The organism is Neisseria dentiae, assembly GCF_024580525.1.
Taxonomy (GTDB): domain Bacteria; phylum Pseudomonadota; class Gammaproteobacteria; order Burkholderiales; family Neisseriaceae; genus Neisseria; species Neisseria dentiae_A.
This window is the reverse complement of sequence record NZ_JANIKQ010000001.1, coordinates 138138-154942: the sequence shown is the minus strand read 5'-3', so window position 1 is coordinate 154942 and position 16805 is coordinate 138138. Positions and strand designations below refer to the sequence as shown.

General features: G+C 54.7%; 14 protein-coding genes and 2 pseudogenes. 4 read left to right on the top strand and 12 right to left on the bottom strand.

Annotated features, from left to right (window positions below):
- Positions 1–173 precede the first annotated feature (173 nt).
- On the bottom strand, positions 174–659 hold the full coding sequence (locus NQ012_RS00740; RefSeq protein WP_373566623.1) for an AEC family transporter: 486 nt from the start codon (positions 657–659) through the stop codon (positions 174–176).
- A gap of 10 nt (positions 660–669) precedes the next feature.
- Complete coding sequence (locus tag NQ012_RS00735; RefSeq protein WP_257065539.1) at positions 670–1080, bottom strand: AEC family transporter; 411 nt, start codon at positions 1078–1080, stop codon at positions 670–672.
- Between the two features lie 101 nt (positions 1081–1181).
- Here NQ012_RS00735 and NQ012_RS00730 point away from each other — a divergent pair, with 101 nt between their 5' ends.
- From NQ012_RS00730 to NQ012_RS00720, 3 genes and pseudogenes are all read left to right on the top strand, one after another.
- A complete protein-coding gene (locus NQ012_RS00730) occupies positions 1182–1895 on the top strand; it encodes an IclR family transcriptional regulator (RefSeq protein ID WP_257065538.1) in 714 nt (237 codons plus the stop codon).
- A 64-nt stretch (positions 1896–1959) separates the two neighbouring features.
- Positions 1960–2124: pseudogene (locus tag NQ012_RS00725) on the top strand (lipoprotein signal peptidase).
- 244 nt (positions 2125–2368) lie between these two features.
- Positions 2369–3613, top strand: a complete 1245-nt coding sequence (locus NQ012_RS00720) for a DUF1479 domain-containing protein (protein WP_257065537.1) — start codon at positions 2369–2371, stop codon at positions 3611–3613.
- Between the two features lie 418 nt (positions 3614–4031).
- Here NQ012_RS00720 and NQ012_RS00715 read toward each other — a convergent pair whose 3' ends face one another.
- On the bottom strand, positions 4032–4703 hold the full coding sequence (locus tag NQ012_RS00715) for an FMN-dependent NADH-azoreductase (protein WP_257065536.1): 672 nt from the start codon (positions 4701–4703) through the stop codon (positions 4032–4034).
- Between the two features lie 253 nt (positions 4704–4956).
- On the opposite strand from NQ012_RS00715, the gene NQ012_RS00710 reads away from it, so the two are divergent.
- Positions 4957–5835 carry a LysR substrate-binding domain-containing protein gene (locus tag NQ012_RS00710; RefSeq protein WP_257065535.1) on the top strand — a complete coding sequence of 293 codons (879 nt, stop codon included), beginning with the start codon at positions 4957–4959 and terminating at the stop codon, positions 5833–5835.
- Positions 5836–6011: 176 nt separating this feature from the next.
- Here NQ012_RS00710 and NQ012_RS00705 read toward each other — a convergent pair.
- The 9 genes and pseudogenes from NQ012_RS00705 to zwf form a co-directional block, all read right to left on the bottom strand.
- A pseudogene (locus NQ012_RS00705) lies at positions 6012–7172 on the bottom strand (DUF819 family protein).
- Between the two features lie 442 nt (positions 7173–7614).
- Positions 7615–8457, bottom strand: a complete 843-nt coding sequence (gene htpX, locus NQ012_RS00700; protein WP_257065534.1) for a protease HtpX — start codon at positions 8455–8457, stop codon at positions 7615–7617.
- A gap of 247 nt (positions 8458–8704) precedes the next feature.
- Positions 8705–8848, bottom strand: coding sequence for a hypothetical protein (locus NQ012_RS00695; RefSeq protein WP_245945464.1), 144 nt, complete (start codon positions 8846–8848; stop codon positions 8705–8707).
- Between the two features lie 321 nt (positions 8849–9169).
- Positions 9170–10390, bottom strand: a complete 1221-nt coding sequence (locus tag NQ012_RS00690) for a sugar MFS transporter (protein ID WP_257065532.1) — start codon at positions 10388–10390, stop codon at positions 9170–9172.
- A 192-nt stretch (positions 10391–10582) separates the two neighbouring features.
- Positions 10583–12244 carry a glucose-6-phosphate isomerase gene (gene pgi, locus NQ012_RS00685; RefSeq protein ID WP_257065531.1) on the bottom strand — a complete coding sequence of 554 codons (1662 nt, stop codon included), beginning with the start codon at positions 12242–12244 and terminating at the stop codon, positions 10583–10585.
- Entirely contained in the window at positions 12241–13104 is an 864-nt protein-coding gene (locus tag NQ012_RS00680) for an SIS domain-containing protein (protein ID WP_085366307.1), read from the bottom strand. Before NQ012_RS00680 ends, pgi begins: the two co-directional genes overlap by 4 nt.
- Positions 13105–13255: 151 nt before the next feature.
- On the bottom strand, positions 13256–14320 hold the full coding sequence (locus NQ012_RS00675; RefSeq protein ID WP_257065529.1) for a glucokinase: 1065 nt from the start codon (positions 14318–14320) through the stop codon (positions 13256–13258).
- The gene (pgl, locus tag NQ012_RS00670; protein ID WP_257065527.1) at positions 14301–14999 is read right to left on the bottom strand and encodes a 6-phosphogluconolactonase; all 699 of its coding nucleotides are present in this window, start codon (positions 14997–14999) and stop codon (positions 14301–14303) included. Before pgl ends, NQ012_RS00675 begins: the two co-directional genes overlap by 20 nt.
- An 88-nt stretch (positions 15000–15087) precedes the next feature.
- Positions 15088–16533 carry a glucose-6-phosphate dehydrogenase gene (gene zwf / locus NQ012_RS00665; RefSeq protein ID WP_257065526.1) on the bottom strand — a complete coding sequence of 482 codons (1446 nt, stop codon included), beginning with the start codon at positions 16531–16533 and terminating at the stop codon, positions 15088–15090.
- Positions 16534–16805 lie beyond the last annotated feature (272 nt).

Genomic DNA, 16805 nt, shown 5'->3' with positions numbered 1-16805 from the left:
TTTCAGTAGTTTTTAAGAAAGTGAGATACTCGGGTCAAGCCCGAGTATGACGGAACGGTTACTAAGTAAGTGGTTTAATGATGGGCAGCAGCCAGTATCAAGGCCGTCTGAAAACCGTTTTTCAGACGGCCTTTTGTATCAATATTAATGGGTTGATGTGCCTTGCCTTTTACTCAAATAACCAGCCACAACACCACCGGCAGCGTTATCATCGCCAACAAGGTTTGCAGGCTGATGATGCTGGCCATCAAAGCATGGTTGCCGCCGAGCATTTTGGTGAGCGCATAAGCGCTCGGCGCGGTGGGCAGGGCGAAAAACAGTGTGATAATCTGGCGTTCCAAACCGTCCAGCCCGGCGAGCGTGCACAGCAGATAAGCCGCAGCCGGCGCGGCAATCAGGCGCAGCAAGCTGTTGGCGGCGATTAGGGCATAGTCTTTCTTATCGGCCATAAAAGTCAGACCCGCGCCGATGCACAGCAAACCCAGCGGCAAACTGGCCGACGCCAACAGTTTGATAAAGTCTTTCAGCCCCTGCCAAAGCGGCAGTGACAGCAGGTTAAACGCCAGCGCCACCACGCAGCTGATAATCAGCGGGTTTTTGATGATGTTCAACACCATAATCCGGACGGAAACGTGTTGGTGATGGCTGAGCGACAACACCGAAAACACATTAATCAGCGGAATCGAAAACGCGATAATCAGCGAAAACAGCCAGCCCCTGCTCTTGAAATACCGCCACGCTCAAGGCCAAACCGATGTAGGTGTTGAAGCGGATCAGGCTCTGAACATACACGCCTAAATTTTTTTCATTGATTTTAAAAAGAAATTTGCACAGATAAACCGCCGCAAACAACAGGCTGACAACGGCGAGTGCGGCGAACAGGCTGCTTTCAAACACGCCCAGCCCGATATCGGCGCCAGACAGACTGGAAAACAGCAGCGCGGGGAACAGAAAATAATAATTCAGCTTGTCGATGGAAAGCCATGTTTCGTGGGGGATAAACCGGTAGCGGTTGAGCAAAATGCCGCTGATGATGCACAAAATCAGCGGTATCAGGCCGGTAGCGATTAAGGCGAGCATGGCGGTTTTCCCAGGAAAGAAGATTTTTTGAGTTTAATCAAATCGGCCGGGCAGGACAAGACGGTTCACTATGCCGGATAAGTTTTTACAAGAGACAGAAAATGGTAAACGAAACGCGCAATATCCAATCGGTTGAACGGGCGATGTATCTGTTGGAACAAGTGGCGGCAGCGGGCGGGCGCGTGCGCCTGAATGATTTGGCCGAACAATCGGGGGTGAACAAAACCACGCTGCACGGTTTGCTGAACACGCTTTGCGCCCTCGGCTACATCGGGCGGGAAGGCAAATATTATGTATTGGGGCTGCGCTTGCGCGAAATCGCCCAGTTTTTGTCGGACGAAGACGAAAAGCTGCGTTTGCATTTTCGGGCTTTGGTTGAAAAACTGCACCATAGCAGCGGCGAAAACGTTTATTTGGCCGTGCCCTGTGGCACCCGCGGTTATCTGTATATCGATTTTTTGGGCAGTGGAGATTATTTCAAAGGCGTCAGCCCGCGCGGGCGGCGGGAGGGCCTGACCACTTCGGCCATGGGCAAGGTTTTTCTGGCCAATATCCCCGAAATGGCCCGCAGCTTGAGAAGGGCGGAAAAACTGCCGCCGGAAATAGGCGCGGAATTGCAGCAAATATCGGCATGCGGTTATGCCTTGGATTTGGAGGTGGCGGAAGCAGGGCTGAACGCATTTGCGGTTCCCTTGCGGCGCGACGGCAGAACGGTGGCGGGCGTTTCGGTGGCCGGGCCGGCGGAAAACCTGCCTCAAAAGCGCTTGGTTGCTTTGGCGGAAGAGGTCATGCGCTGGGTGGCGGCTTTCCAATAAAATCCGAACAGTTAGGGATTTGGCCGTCTGAAAGAATAAGCCTGTCTGAAAACATAAGAGACCTTTGCAAAACTCCCATCTGCGGCGCATTTCTGCGTTGTGTGTTTATGCCCTTTAGGGTACTGCTCGCTCGCTTGCCTAACTCTATGTTATGTCTGCGCTCGCTGCGCTGCTACGCCTTGAACTGCATCCACATCTGAGGGTTTTGCAAAGGTCTCATAAAGTTTGACCATGTCGAATTTTAAGCGGTTTTTCAGACAGGCCTATTTTTTCAGACGGCCTTTTTCGGTAATCTGAAGCCGTGTGCGATACGCATATGGTCAATTAAAAAGTACTCGCGTCATACTCGGGCTTGACCCGAGTATCTCAAGACTTGCTGAAACTCAAGATACTCGGGTCAAGCCCGAGTATGACGGAACTGTTACTAAGGCTATATAACACAAACCTAAAACCATCTTTAAAGGAGAAAACCGATGGCACATATGGAAATGCCCGCCGACGTAGGTGCAACCATCAAAGCAACCAAACAGCAATTGAAAGCCGCATTGCCCGATTACAAACGGGTGTTCGACGAAGTGGAAGCCGATATCCGCGCGCAAGTGGAGGAAATCAAAGCCATACGGGCCTCGGGCGGCAACCCGATTCCCCAGCTTCAGGCCGACGACATCGTTAACGGTAACATCACCGCCGAACAAATCGCCGATATCCGCAAGCGCGGCTGCGTGATTGTGCACGGCGTGTTCGACCGTGCCGCCACCGAGCAATGGAACCGCGACATCGGCGAATATCTCGACGGCAATAATTTTGAAGAAGCGCTGAAAAACGCCGCCGAAGACAATTATTTCGGCACGCTTAACGAAGGCAAGCCGCAGATTTACGGCGTTTATTGGAGCAAACCGCAGGTACTGGCGCGGCAGGACGAGCGCATGAAGAAAGTGCAATGCTTTCTCAACGGCTTATGGAAAACCGAATCCGGAGGCAAACAACATTTCGACCCCGACAACATCATCTCTTATGCCGACCGCGTGCGCCGCCGCCCGCCGCGTTCCAAACCGCTGGGCCTGTCGCCCCATGTCGACAGCGGCACCATCGAGCGCTGGCTGGATGAAAATTTCCGCTACGTTTACCGCAACGTGTTCAACGGCAACTGGCGCGAATACGACCCGTTCGACGGCGACGGCCGCACCGAAGTGCGCGAAATCCCATCGCCCGCCAATGCCTCGATTTTCCGCACCTTCCAAGGTTGGACTTCGCTGTCGCCGCAGCGCACGCATGGCGGCACCTTGAAACTGGTGCCGGTGGCCAACGGCATGGCGTATATCTTGCTGCGCGCCTTGCAGGACGACGTGGCCGAAGACGATTTTTGCGGTGCGCAGCCCAAGCGTGCCTTAGGTGTTTTCGAGCAATGGCACGGCCTCTTGCTGGAAGCCGAATGCCCGATTCCCGATATGGAAGCCGGCGATTGTGTGTTTTGGCATTGCGATCTGGTGCATTCCGTCGAAGCGGAGCACAACGGCGAATTCGACAGCAATGTGATGTATATCGGTGTGGCGCCGCGCTGCCCGAAAAACGAAGCCTATCTGGACGGCCAGTGGACTGCGTTTGTGGAAGGCAAATCGCCGCCGGATTTCGCCGCCGATGACTTCGAAACCACCTTCAAAGGCCGTGCCACCGAGGCGGATTTAACCGAGTTGGGTAGGGCGCAGCTGCAAAGATAACGGTGCGGTAACCAAGTGTCAGGCCTGTCTGAAAACCGGTTTTGCTGGTTTTCAGACAGGCCTGATATTTTTGCAACACTCATTGAGGCCGTCTGAAATGTTTGATTCCGTCATACTCGGGCTTGACCCGAGTATCTGTTATTGCTTGTGGAACAGAGAGATGCTCGGGTCAAGCCCGAGCATGACGCAAAGGTTTAAAGATGTTGGCAGGAATTTTGCAAAGGTTTTAGGATGCCTGTCTGAAAGAATAGGCCGTCTGAAAGAATGCCTGTCTGAAAAAAATATAGCCCCGATCGTTTGGCCGCAACCGCTCAGACGGTATCAATACATCAAACGCTTACAAAATTACCGGCCGGGCTATTTTTGATTGCCGGTTTAAATTCTGCTTACACCGTGCAAAATAATCCGCCCGAAGTTTTCAAATCTTTGCCGCTAATAAGGCCGCCAAACGGTCGGTTGCCGCTTCGGCGTCTGCCAACGATTGCACCAGCCGCTCGTCGGCAAATTCGTCATATTCGACGGCGATGCCGTGCTGTTCGGTAATGCCCAAATAACTTAAAGCGGTGAATACCGAAGGCTCGACATGGTTTTTGCCGTACATTTTGCCGCCGTCGTAACCGTAGTCGCCGCGGGCGCTCAGCAGCACCACACGTTTGCCCATGTCCGCCAGCAGCGGCCAGTAAGGATCGCCGGAGCGGTTGCGGTCGAAGCCGAAAGTGCGGCCCACGCGCACGATGTTGTCTATCCATGCTTTGAACTGGGCGGGCGGGCCGAAGTTGTACATCGGCACCCCGGCCACAATCAAATCGGCGGCCAAAAGTTCATCAACCAACGTATCACTTTCGCGCAAAGCTTCGCGCATCGTTTGATCGCGGTAGCTTTCGGGCGTGAATGCGGCGCGTATCCATTCGCCGCAAACGGGTGAAGGCGGGTTTTGGCCGACATCGCGGTAAATCACGCGGGTGTCGGGGCGGTGTTGCAGCCATTGCCGCACAAAACGCGCGCTCAGGCGGCGGGTGTGCGAGCCGTGTGCATCGGTGCCGGAAAGGCCGCTGCGGGCGCTGGCATCAAGATGGAGCAGGGTGGTCATAATGAATCCTTTCAGATGAATATAACTTGTTTGTTTGGTTATTATCCGGTTTGCCAAACAAGCAAACAAACGATATATTCTCAAGCAATAAATAACTTATATTCATCTGTTGTGATGGCAGAACCATTAAATTTTCGTAACAGTTCCGTCATGCTCGGGCTTGACCCGAGTATCCCGAACTTGTCTGAAACTTGAGATACTCGGGTCAAGCCCGAGTATGACGTGTGTACTTTTTCTTAAGTTGATCAAATAGATGGCCAGAATCCTACCTTCGCTCGATGCCCTTTATGTATTCGAGGCTGCCGCACGCTTGGGCAGTTTCAAAGCGGCGGCCGAATCGTTATCGGTGAGCGCCACCGCGGTCAGCCACCGTATCCGTGCGCTGGAAGAGGCTTTGGGGTGTGCGTTGTTTGTGCGCAGGGTGCGCGCGGTGGCATTGACTGCCGAAGGAGAGCTGCTGCTGGCGGCGGTAACGGAAGGTTTGGACGGTATTTCCGCCGCCATCGAGCGCATCCGCAGCGGCGGCCGTACCAAAGTTACGGTGTCGGTAACGCCGGAATTCGCCGCCAAATGGTTGGTGCCGAAGCTGGCGGATTTTCAGACGGCCTGCCCTGGAATCGATTTGCACGTTCACGCCTCATATGCTGCGGCAGATTTGAATGGTGGTGCGGCGGATTTGGCCGTGCGCTACGGCGGCGGCACGTTTGCGGGCGCAACGGCCGAGCCGCTGTTTCAGGAATGTTTCGCACCGGTGGCTGCGCCGTGGCTGAAGCGGAAGCTGCCGGCAGATGCCGCGCAATGGCCGTTAATCCACCTAAACTGGTATCTGCCGCAGCAGCAAGCGTTCGATTGGCCGGCATGGGCGGAGCAGGCGGGATTGCCGCCGGCGTTGTTCCGGCACGGTACCCGTTATTCGGACGGTACGCATGCCGTGCAGGCGGCGGTGGCGGGGCATGGCGTGGCTTTGCTCGGCCTGCCGCTGCTGGCCGAAGAATTGCGTTTGAATTTGCTGGAAGTGGTTGCGGAGCCGGTTTTGCACGGCCAGTTTTATTATGTGTGTATGCCCGACAAACGGCAGGTTGGCGCGGCGGTGCAGACGGTGAAAAACTGGTTGCTGAAGTCGGTTGTTTGAAAGGCTTTAGGCCGTCTGAAAGTTTTGGCTGCGCAGAAACTGCGTGCCGCTTGCTTTCAGACAGGCCTGTGGTTTGTGTTTCAAAACCTGCGTCATACCCGGGTCTGACCCGGGTACTTTTTGTTGAAAAAGAAAAACGGATATTCGGATTGAGCAACATCCCGATATTTCTGCGGCTACATATTGCCCACCAGCGCATACACCATCGTGCCGATGTAGTTGCCGATGATGTAACCCACTGTGCCGATTACCAAAATCGGCCCTACCAGCGTGCGCCAGCCTTTGCCGATGGCCAGCGCGGCGGCGGTGGTGGGGCCGCCGATATTGGCATTGCAGGCCAGCATGATTTCTTCGATGCCGAATTTCAACAGCTTGCCCGCCAAGAGAGTAACCAGCAGATTGGTCAGCGCGACGGTGAGGGTGAACACGAACAATAGCGGTGCGTTTTGGATAATCAGCGGAATCGACGCGGGGATGCCGATGACAACGAAAAACAGATAAATGCAGTAGGCGCCGAGCTCTTGGCTGCCGCTGAGTTTGGCTACGCCTTTGCGGCAGAACACAATGGCGGCGAAGGTGAGGGTGGTGAGCAGCAGGTATTTGTCCGTTACCAAGCCGATCAGCATATCCAAGACGATGTGTTCGCTGCTGCCCAACACGGTTTTCAGCCATTTGGAAACGGTGAACGACACCGCCACCAACAGTATCGACGCACCCAAAGACAAAGCGATGCTTTGCAGCGACATGGCTTTCGGCTGTCAATAAGCGGCGGCTTGGTTTTGGTTTGAGCCGTTATTGCTGTTTTCAAGCGCATCCTGATGCGGACTGCCCCAAAACCGGCGCACGGCGGGCAGGGCGGGCAGTGTCATCAGAATAAAGAAATAACAGGCCATCATCAGGTTGTCGGCCACGATGGTGGCGGCGGTGATGCTTTGGCTGGGCTCGAGTTTGGCGGTCATGGCGGCGAAATTGACCCCACCGCCGGTATAGGAAGCGGCGATCATGCCGGAAATTTTATCCAGCTCGGGAATATGGCGGTGCAACATGGCAAAGCCCAACAACACACCCAACACGGTGCCGACGGAGCTGATCAGGAAAATCAGCAGCAGCCGCCCGCTTTCTTTCAACACGGAATGCAGATCCAACTGGAACAGCAGCAGGGGAATCGCCAACGGCACGATATAGCCCCACACCGCATCGTAAACGGGTGATTCCGTGGGGATCAGGCCGAGGTTGGAAGCAGCAAGCGCAATCAGCAGCGCAATTACGGCACCGGGCACTTTCGCCGCCCAGCGCACGTTTTGCTCGATAACGATCGCCGCAGCGGCGGCGAGCATGATAAACGCCCATAGTAACAAATGGTTGTCGGCGGCAATCAGCGGCATGATGGTTCTCCTTTCTGCGGCGGTGTAAACATAAGGTTTTTTTGAGGTGCGGCAATTTTTCAGACGGTCTGAACAGCTTGCAAAGGTTTCGGCCTGGGTTTCTCACGCCGTATCAGATAGAGCTGCCCGGCCTGTTTTTATTTTGTTTCACTATACAAGCCGGGCTGCAATCTTTGCAATACTTGCATTAGCGGCTTTTGCAAAACGACCTTGAGGCCGTCTGAAATGCTTAAATGCCGTTATTCCCGCCTATTCGGAGAGAGCGCAGCGGGCTTGCGAAGCTAATAACGGCATTTGGTAGGCCAAACGGGCTTAAATATTTTTAAAGGTCTACATACAAAAGGCCGTCTGAAACGTTTCAGACGGCCTTTGATTGATGATAGCGGTTGTCCGGTTACAGCTGCTTCAAGCGGGCGATACGGTTGTCTAAGGTGGGGTGTGTGCTCATTAAAGAATCGCGCGCTTCGCTGGCGATGCCCATGGCGGTCATTTCTTTGGGCAGGTCGCTGGCGTTGCCTTTCAGGCGTTGCAGGGCGGCGATCATTTTGGGCGCGCCTACCAAGCGGGCGGCACCCGCATCGGCACGGTATTCGCGCTGGCGGCTGAACCACATCACGATGAAGTTGGCCAAAAAGCCGAACACGATTTGCAGCACGATGCTCACGAGCATATAAGTGCCTTGCGAGGTTTCGCCGTTGCCGCTGCGCGCCACGATGCCGGAAACCACGCGGGCAAGAAACACGACGAAAGTGTTGACCACGCCTTGAATCAGCATGAGCGTAACCATATCGCCGTTGCCGACGTGGGCCATTTCGTGTGCAAGCACGGCCTCCACCTCATCGCGGGTCATGTTGTCGAGCAGGCCGGTACTCACGGCCACCAAAGAGTTGTTTTTGCTGGCGCCGGTGGCGAAGGCGTTGGGTTCGGGCGAGTGGTAAATCGCTACTTCGGGCGTTTTCAGGTTCCACTGGCGGGCTTGGTTTTCAACGGTTTGCAGCAGCCACGCTTCGGTTTCATTGTGCGGCTGGGTAATCACTTCTGCGCCGACCGAGCGTTTGGCGATGGTTTTGGACATCAGCAGCGAAATGATTGAGCCGGTAAAGCCGACAACCGCCGAATAAATCAGCAGACTGACCATGTCGTTGGAGTTGGCGCTTACCCCGAGTATGCTCAGAATGATGCTGATAACGGCCAAAACGGCGATGTTGGTTAGCAAAAACAGAAAGATGCGTTTCACAGGTTTTCCTTTGATAGTGCGGTTTGTGTTGTTGTTTTCCGGTTTTTTCGTTCCGAAGAACGCGGTTATTGTCTCAAAAAGCCTTGATACCGCAAAGATACGGTATGGCAAAGGTATGCAAATTTGTGAATAATTTTAAACGGTTTGATTAACAGATAAAAGGTATTCGTGAGGCAGGACGGAAAAAGGCCGTCTGAACGCCTGTTTAGGATTGTTCAGACGGCCTGTAAACGGCGGCAGGGCCGTTTTAAATCGTGCTTCTGTGGGCAACGCGAACATGGGTGTTGTAGTTGTTGCCTTCTTCGTCGTATTGGGGTTTGAAGCCTTTCAGAATCACGTTGATGTTGTGTTCTTTGGCGAAGATGTTGGCAAAGTCTTCAATCAGCTCCAAAACGTCGCTGGCGATGTAGGAAGAGCGTTCGGCGTTGATGGTGATTTGGGAGTGCGGGCAGACATTTTTCAGGGTTTTCTTGATTGCGGCCTTGCACGGCAGCGTTTCAATCGGGACAGCGATGGTGATACTGATAGCTGCTGCCGAAGCCTGAAAAGTCGGAAAAGGTAGCCAGGCAGGCGGATTCCTGCAAGGTATGCGGCATAGTCAGTTACACCGGCTGGCCGGAGGGAATGGATGGGCTGCTGTCTGTTGAGATAATGAAAATGCCGTCTGAAATTTCAGACGGCATCATCGTTTTCAAATAAACGCTATTCGAAATCAAGCGGTTTGCTCGTCGGCTTTATAGCCTTTGGTAGCAAAGAACAGGATATACAGATAGCAAAGGGTAGGCACGAAGAACGATACCAACAGGCCGATGTGGTCGGCAAAGAAGCCTTGCACCACAGGCACGATTGCGCCGCCCACAATTGCGGTACAGATAATGCCCGAAGCCGCACCGGTAAATTTACCCAAGCCTTTAGTGGCCAGAGAGAAGATGGTCGGGAACATGATCGAGTTGAAGAAACCGATCAGCAGCAGCGACCACATGGTGATAAAGCCGCCGCCGGCCAGAATGGCGATAATGGTTAAAGTGATGGTGGAAATGGCGTTGAATGCCAGATATTTGTTGGGTGCGATTTTGTTCATCATGGCAGAGCCGATGAAACGGCCTACCATTGCGCCGCCCCAATAAACCGACAGATAGAATGCACCAGTGGTGTGGTTGAGGCCGGCGGCCACTTCCAGCACGTTAATCATCAGCGAGCCGATGGCTACTTCGGCGCCCACATAACAGAAGATGGCGGCGGCACCGAGCACCATGTGTTTGTATTGCCAAACGCTGGTTTTACCGTCGTGGTTGTGTTCGGTTTCTTCTTCGGCGATTTTGCGCGCGTCGGGCAGGTGGAGCATTTTCACCACCACGGCCAGCAGAATCAGAAAGCCGGCCAAGCCCAGATAGGGAATCTGCACCGAAGAAATGCGCTCGGCCTCGCTGGCGGTGGCGTCCACGAAAATCAGCATCGCGCCCAGCGGCGGGGCAATCATGGTGGCCAGCGAGTTAAACGCCTGAATCAGCGTGAGCGTGGCGGACTCTTTGCCCGGTTTGGCCAGCAGGGTTACATAGGGGTTGCCTGCAACCTGCAACAGCACGATGCCCGAAGCCAAGATAAACAGCGCGCCCAAGAAAATCGGGTAAGAGTGGCTGCCGGCGGCGGGGTAAAACAGCAGGCAGCCCACGGCGGCAATCAGAAAACCGCCGATAACGCCGTTTTTATAGCCCACTTTTTCCACCAGTTTGCCCATCGGAATCGACATCACGGCATAGGCGGTGAAGAAGCAGAACTGAACCAGCATCGCCTGAGTGTAGGAAAGCTTGAAAATTTCTTTCAGGTGGGGAATCAGGATGTCGTTCATGCAGGTGATGAAACCCATCATGAAAAACAACGTGGTCAACACCGACAACGCGAAGTTGTTGTTTTGTTGTGATTGCGCAGACATATCAATATCCTCGTTGAGATTTAAAATGGTGATAATTCTTTTAAGATATTCAGCAGTTTTATTGATGATTCATCTTAAAAGAAAGCGGCAGATAATACCGATATTCCAATATTATGAATACTGTTATTTTGCTACATTTACCACCTTGCAAACAGGCCGTCTGAAAGACGTTTTTTCAGACGGCCTGATTCTTCAGCACTCTCCCGCTTTGTCGCAATTGGCGTTGCGGTAGAGGCGGATCAGGCGCTCGGTCGAGCTGTCGTGCTGCTGCACGTCGGTTTTGCCTGTTAATTCGCCCAAAATGGTTTTGGCCAGCTGTTTGCCCAGTTCGACGCCCCATTGGTCGAAACTGTTGATGCCCCAAATCACGCCCTGCACGAAGGTTTTGTGTTCGTAGAGCGCAATCAGGCTGCCCATGTTGCGGGGGTTGATTTTGGTCATCAGAATGATGTTACTGGGGCGGTTGCCCGAAAAGGTTTTGTGCGGCACCAGCGCTTCAATCTTCGCCTGATCCAAGCCTTGCGCTTCGAGTTCGGCGCGCGCTTCTTCGGGGGTTTTGCCGCGCATAAAGGCTTCGGCCTGCGCAAACACGTTGGCCAGCAGGATTTCGTGGTGGCCGGGCAGGTTGCTGCGTTTTTCGAGTGAGGCAATCAGGTCGATGGGGGTGATGTGCGTGCCTTGATGCAGCAGCTGGAAGAAGGCGTGTTGGCCGTTGATACCGGTTTCGCCCCAGATAATCGGTGCGGTTTCGTGCGCCACGGGCTGACCGTCGAGCGTTACCTGTTTGCCGTTGCTTTCCATGTCGAGTTGCTGGATAAATTTGGGCAGGCGGTGCAGGTGTTGGTCGTAGGGGGCGATAACGTGGCTGCCGCCGCCGTAATAGTTGATATACCAGATGCCGATCAGCGCCAGCAGCACGGGCATATTCTGCTCCAACGGGGCGTTGGCGAAGTGCTGGTCCATCAGGTGGGCGCCGTTGAGCATTTCGATAAAGTTTTCTTCGCCCAAAAACAGCATAATCGGCAGGCCGATGGCGGACCACAGGCTGTAGCGGCCGCCCACCCAATCCCAGAATTCAAACATATTGGCGGTGTCGATGCCGAATTCGGCCACGGCTTTTTTGTTGGTGGACACGGCGACGAAATGTTTGGCAATCGCGGCTTCGTCGCCGGCGTGTTTCAAAAACCATTCGCGCGCGGTCAGGGCGTTGGTGAGCGTTTCTTGGGTGGTGAAGGTTTTGGAGGCGATAACGAACAGCGTGGTTTCGGGGTGCACTTTTTCGAGCACGTCGCGCAGTTGCGAGCCGTCCACGTTGGAAACGAAGTGCATGCGCATCCGCGGGTGGCCGAAGGGTTTGAGCGCGGTGCACATCATCAGCGGGCCTAAATCGGAGCCGCCGATGCCGATATTGACCACGTCGGTAATCACTTGGTTGGTGTAGCCCAGCCATTCGCCGCTGCGCACTTCGTGGGTGAATTCGCCCATGCGGTGCAGCACATGGTTCACTTTGGGCATCACGTCTTCGCCGTCGACTTCGATGGGCGAATTGGTGCGGTTGCGCAAGGCGATGTGGAGCACGGCACGGTTTTCGGTTTCGTTGATTTTTTCGCCGTGGAACATCTGTTTGATGCGTTCGGGCAGGCCGGCTTCACGCGCCAGTTTGAACAGCAGGTTCAGCGTTTCGTCGGTGATGCGGTTTTTGGAATAATCCAGCGTGATGCCGCCCACTTCGAGCCAGTAGCGTTGGGCGCGTTCGGGGTCTTGCTCGAACATTTCGCGCATATGCAGGCCTTTGGTGGCGTCGAAATGTTTCCAGAGTTCCCGCCAAGAAGGCAAATCCTGTAAATGTTTCATGATTCTGAGTCCTTGTCTTTATCGTATTCCAAATGTTTGCTGTGAATGCTGCGTTTGCTCTTTTGCAGTTGCAGGCTGGCGGTTTCGCCCAAACGCAGGGCCAGGCCGATGGCGAGAATGTCGATAACGGCCAATTGCAGCAGCCGCGAAACCATCGGCGTGTAGAGTTCCACGTTTTCCTGCGAGGCGATGCTCAGCACGCAGTCGGCCAGTTGCGCCAGCGGCGAGCCGGAACGGGTAATCGCAATCACCGCCGCGCCGTTTTCTTTGGCGATGCTCACCGCATCGAGCAGCTCGATGGAAGAGCCTGAGTTGGAAATCACCACCAATACGTCGTGGTTGCTCAACACCGAGGCGGCCATCAGTTGGATGTGGGTGTCCACATAGGCCACGGTGGAAATGCCGAAACGGAAAAACTTATGTTGCGCGTCTTGCGCCACGATGCCCGAGTTGCCCACGCCGTAAAATTCGATGCGGCGGGCATGGGTGAGCATGGCAATGGCGGTTTCCAGCTCGGTTTCTTTCAAAAAGCGGCGCGCGCCGAGTATCGAGGCGGCGGCATTGCTCAACACTTTTTCCACCACGCTGGCCATGTCGTCGTCGGCGTTCAATTCTTCGTGCACATAAGGCATGCCTTCGTGGCCGATGCTGGCCGACAGCGCCAGTTTGAATTCGGGCAGCCCTTTATAGCCCAGGCTGCGGCAGAAACGGATAACGGTGGGCTGGCTCACCGAGGCGCGCTCGGCGATTTCGGCCACGGCGGCATGCACGAACCATTTGGGCTCGGCCAGTGCCGATTCGGCCACTTTGCGTTCGGCACCTGATAAATCGGTTAGTGATTCGCTGATTTTGCTTAACATAGTGTGTTTTCCAAATAAATGTTGTTTTCCGGATAATTGTTCTTATTGAGGCAGTTGGTTTTTTCAGACGGCCTCTGCGGTTTAATTTAGGCCGTCTGAAAAACACCGTATGTTTTTCTTGTTTGTTGCGTTTGTTTTATGGTTTCCCGGCTTATGCGTTTGAGGCGGATTTGCCCGCACCGCCCAGCGCCGCAGTGTTGTTGCAGCGCCCTTGCAGGTGGTTGGACAGGGCTACCGCCGCGCCGTGGATGCCGGGGAATTTGCTCAGCACCACATACACGGGAATCGCCGCCAGATAGGCATCGAAACGGCCTTTGTTTTCAAAGCGGCTGCGGAACGGCGAATATTTGAAATAGTCGATAAAGCGCGGAATGATGCCGCCGCACAAATACACGCCGCCGCTGGCGCCCAGCGTTAAGGCCAGGTTGGAAGCGACCGTGCCGAGCATGGCGCAGAAAATATCCAGAGCCAGCCGACACAGGGGCGAAGAACCGCTCAATGCCTGCTCGCTGATTTCGGCGGGGGTGAGTTTTTGCGGTTTCACGCCTTCTTTAATAGCCAGTGCTTCGTAAATCAGTGTCAGGCCGGCACCGCTCAAAAAGCGTTCGGCGGAAACGTGGCCGTATTTTTTCTTGGCAAACTGCCAAATCATCACTTCGGCATCGTCAAACGGCGGAAAGCTCACGTGGCCGCCTTCGCCCGCCAGCGGCACCCAGCCGGTATTGCTCGGAATCAGGCCGCTCACGCCCAAGCCGGTGCCGGGGCCGAGCACGGCTTTTGGGGCGTTGGCAACGGGTTTCGAGCCGCCCACCTGCACCAATTCTTCGGGCGCCACCTGTGTAATCGCCAATGCCTGCGCGGTGAAGTCGTTGAGCAGAATCAGGGTTTCCAAACCGAGCGACTGGCGGGTGGTTTCGATGGAAAACGCCCAATGGTGGTTGGTCATCTGCACCCAGTCGCCCATGATGGGGTTGGCGATGGCGATGGCGGCATGGCTGATTTTGGGGCTGCCTGCGCGTTTCAGGTATTCGCGTGCGGCATCGACAATAGTGTCGTAATCGTTGCACGGCAGCACTTCCACTTTTTCGATCTGCTGCGGTGCGGTTTCCAATGCGAAGCGGGCGTTGGTGCCGCCGATATCGGCCACCAGTCGCGGCCATTCGACGGTTGCGGTTTGAGGCTGCTTGGTGGTGGTTTTATTCTGCGTAGTAGACATGGCAGTTTACCTTTTCGTGGTTGAGTATATAGCTGGTGGGGTAGGTTTTGCTGGGTGCGGCGGCGGCTTGGTCGAACACCGCTTTTTTCTCTGCGCCGCCGATGGCCAGAAACACGGCGGGGGTTTGTGCGATAGCCGCCAGCGTCATGCTTACGCGCTCGTGTGGGGCGGTAACGGGCGTGGTGTGCAAAAGCGGCACGGTGTTGGCTTCGTCCAAGCCTTTATCGAGCTGCGGCGCTTGCGGAAACAGCGATGCGGTGTGGCCGTCGCCGCCCATGCCCAACACCAGCACATCGGGCTGGCGGTAGTGTTGCAAGGCCGTCTGAACCACGGCTTCGGGCTGCAAACCGGCTTCGGTTTTGCCTGCCTCCACCACGGGAATCCATTGTGCGGCGGCGGCTTGGTTTTGCAGCAGATATTCGTGCACCAGACCGGTGTTGCTGTCGGCATGGGTGGTAGGCACGATGCGCTCGTCTACCAGCGTGACGCCGATGTTTTGCCAAGCCAGGTTTTTTTGCGATAAGGCCTCGAAAAAGGCGATGGGCGAACGCCCGCCCGGCACGGCCAAAACGGCGCTGCCTTTTTTGTCGAGCGCCTGTTGCAAGGCGGCGGCCACGGCATCGGCCAATGCGGCGGACGCGGCGGCGGCATTGTCAAATGAGTGCCATTGGTAAGCCATAATTTTCTCCTGCTTTCTCAAATATGGTTTTCAGACGGCCTCAATCGAATCGGGGCTGATCAAACCGGAAGGCCGTCTGAAAAAACGTTTACTGCTCTTCGTGCCATTTGTCGCCGTTGCGCGCCAGCAGCTCGCGGGCGGCTTCGGGGCCCCATGAATCGGCGGCGTAGCCGTGAGGCGGAGTGGGGCTGTTTTCCCAGTTTTCCATAATCGGCATCACCCATTCCCAAGCGGCTTCCAACTCGTCGCGGCGGTTGAACAGCGCCAGCTTGCCGTTGATCACATCAAGCAGCAGGCGTTCGTAGGCTTCGGCGCGGCGGCCTTGGATTGCTTTGCCCATGTCCACGCTCAGGGCGGTAAGCTCCACTTTGTTGCCCGCGCCGGGGGTTTTTACCTGCGTGTAGAGGCGCACCGATTCGGTGGGCTGCAATTCGATTACCAAACGGTTGGGCGCAGGTTGGCTGTTTTCAAAAATATGGTTGGGCAGGTCGCGGAAATTCAACACGATTTCGGCCACTTTGCCGGCCATGCGTTTGCCGGTGCGCAGATAAAACGGCACGCCGGCCCAGCGCTCGTTGTTGATTTCGGCTTTCACGGCCACATAAGTTTCGGTGCGGCTGCCGGCGGGCACGTTGTGTTCTTGCAGATAGCCGTTCATGCCTTTGTTTTCGGTGTATTGGGCGCGCACCACGTTGGCATCCACATCGGCGGAGGTTAGCGGTTTGAGTGACTTGATTACTTTCAGTTTTTCGTCGCGCACGTCGTCGGCATCGAGGCTTTTCGGCGCTTCCATCGCCGTCATGCACAGCATCTGCATCAGGTGGTTCTGCACCATGTCGCGCAAGGCGCCGGTGATGTCGTAAAACTCGCCGCGCTCTTCAACACCCAACTGCTCGGCGATGGTAAGCTGCACGCTTTTCACATATTTGTTGTTCCACAGCGGTTCGAACACGAGGTTGGCGAAACGCAGCGCCAGCAGGTTTTGCAGCGCTTCTTTGCCCAAATAGTGGTCGATGCGGTAAACCTGCTCTTCTTTGAAATAGCGGGCCACGTCGGTGTTGATTTCTTGGGAAGATTTCAAATCGGTGCCCAGCGGTTTTTCAAGCACGATGCGCACGTTGCCGCCGTTTAAACCCACATTGGCCAGTTCGGCGCAGGCAGGGGCGAAAAATTTCGGTGCGGTGGAAAGGTAAACCACCACGTTGTCGGTTTCTTTGCGCGCTTTTACCGTGTCGGCCAGCGTTTTGAAATCGTCGGGATTGGTTACGTCAACGGTTAGATAGTGGATGCGCTTGATGAAAGATGCCCATGCTTCTTCGCTGAAATTCTGCTTGATGTGGATTTTGGAATTGGTTTCCACTTTTGCGAGAAACCCAGCGGTGTCCAGTTCACTGCGGCTCACCCCCAAAATACGGCCTGCGGGGTGGAGCAGCCCGGCCACATGCGCCTGATAAAGGCAGGGCAGCAGTTTGCGCATGGCCAAGTCGCCGGTTGCACCAAATAACACCAAATCGAAGTTTGTTTGAGTATTCATCATTTCTTCTTTCATCAAGGTTTATCTTTGAAAATCATCTGCTGCCCGCGCGGAAAATATGTACATAGAATTACATATCCTGCGCCCATCGGCTGTAATCCGGATAAAATACAGCGCAATTGCACTGAAATTGGGTAGCAATCCTACACGGCACTACACGTTTTGTCTATGTTGTTTTGGATAAAAGTTGACCTAAGTAAACATATAGCCCGATTTCAAGCGCCATTTTGTTACAAAACTACGAAACAAAGTTTGACTTAGTTCAAGCATTA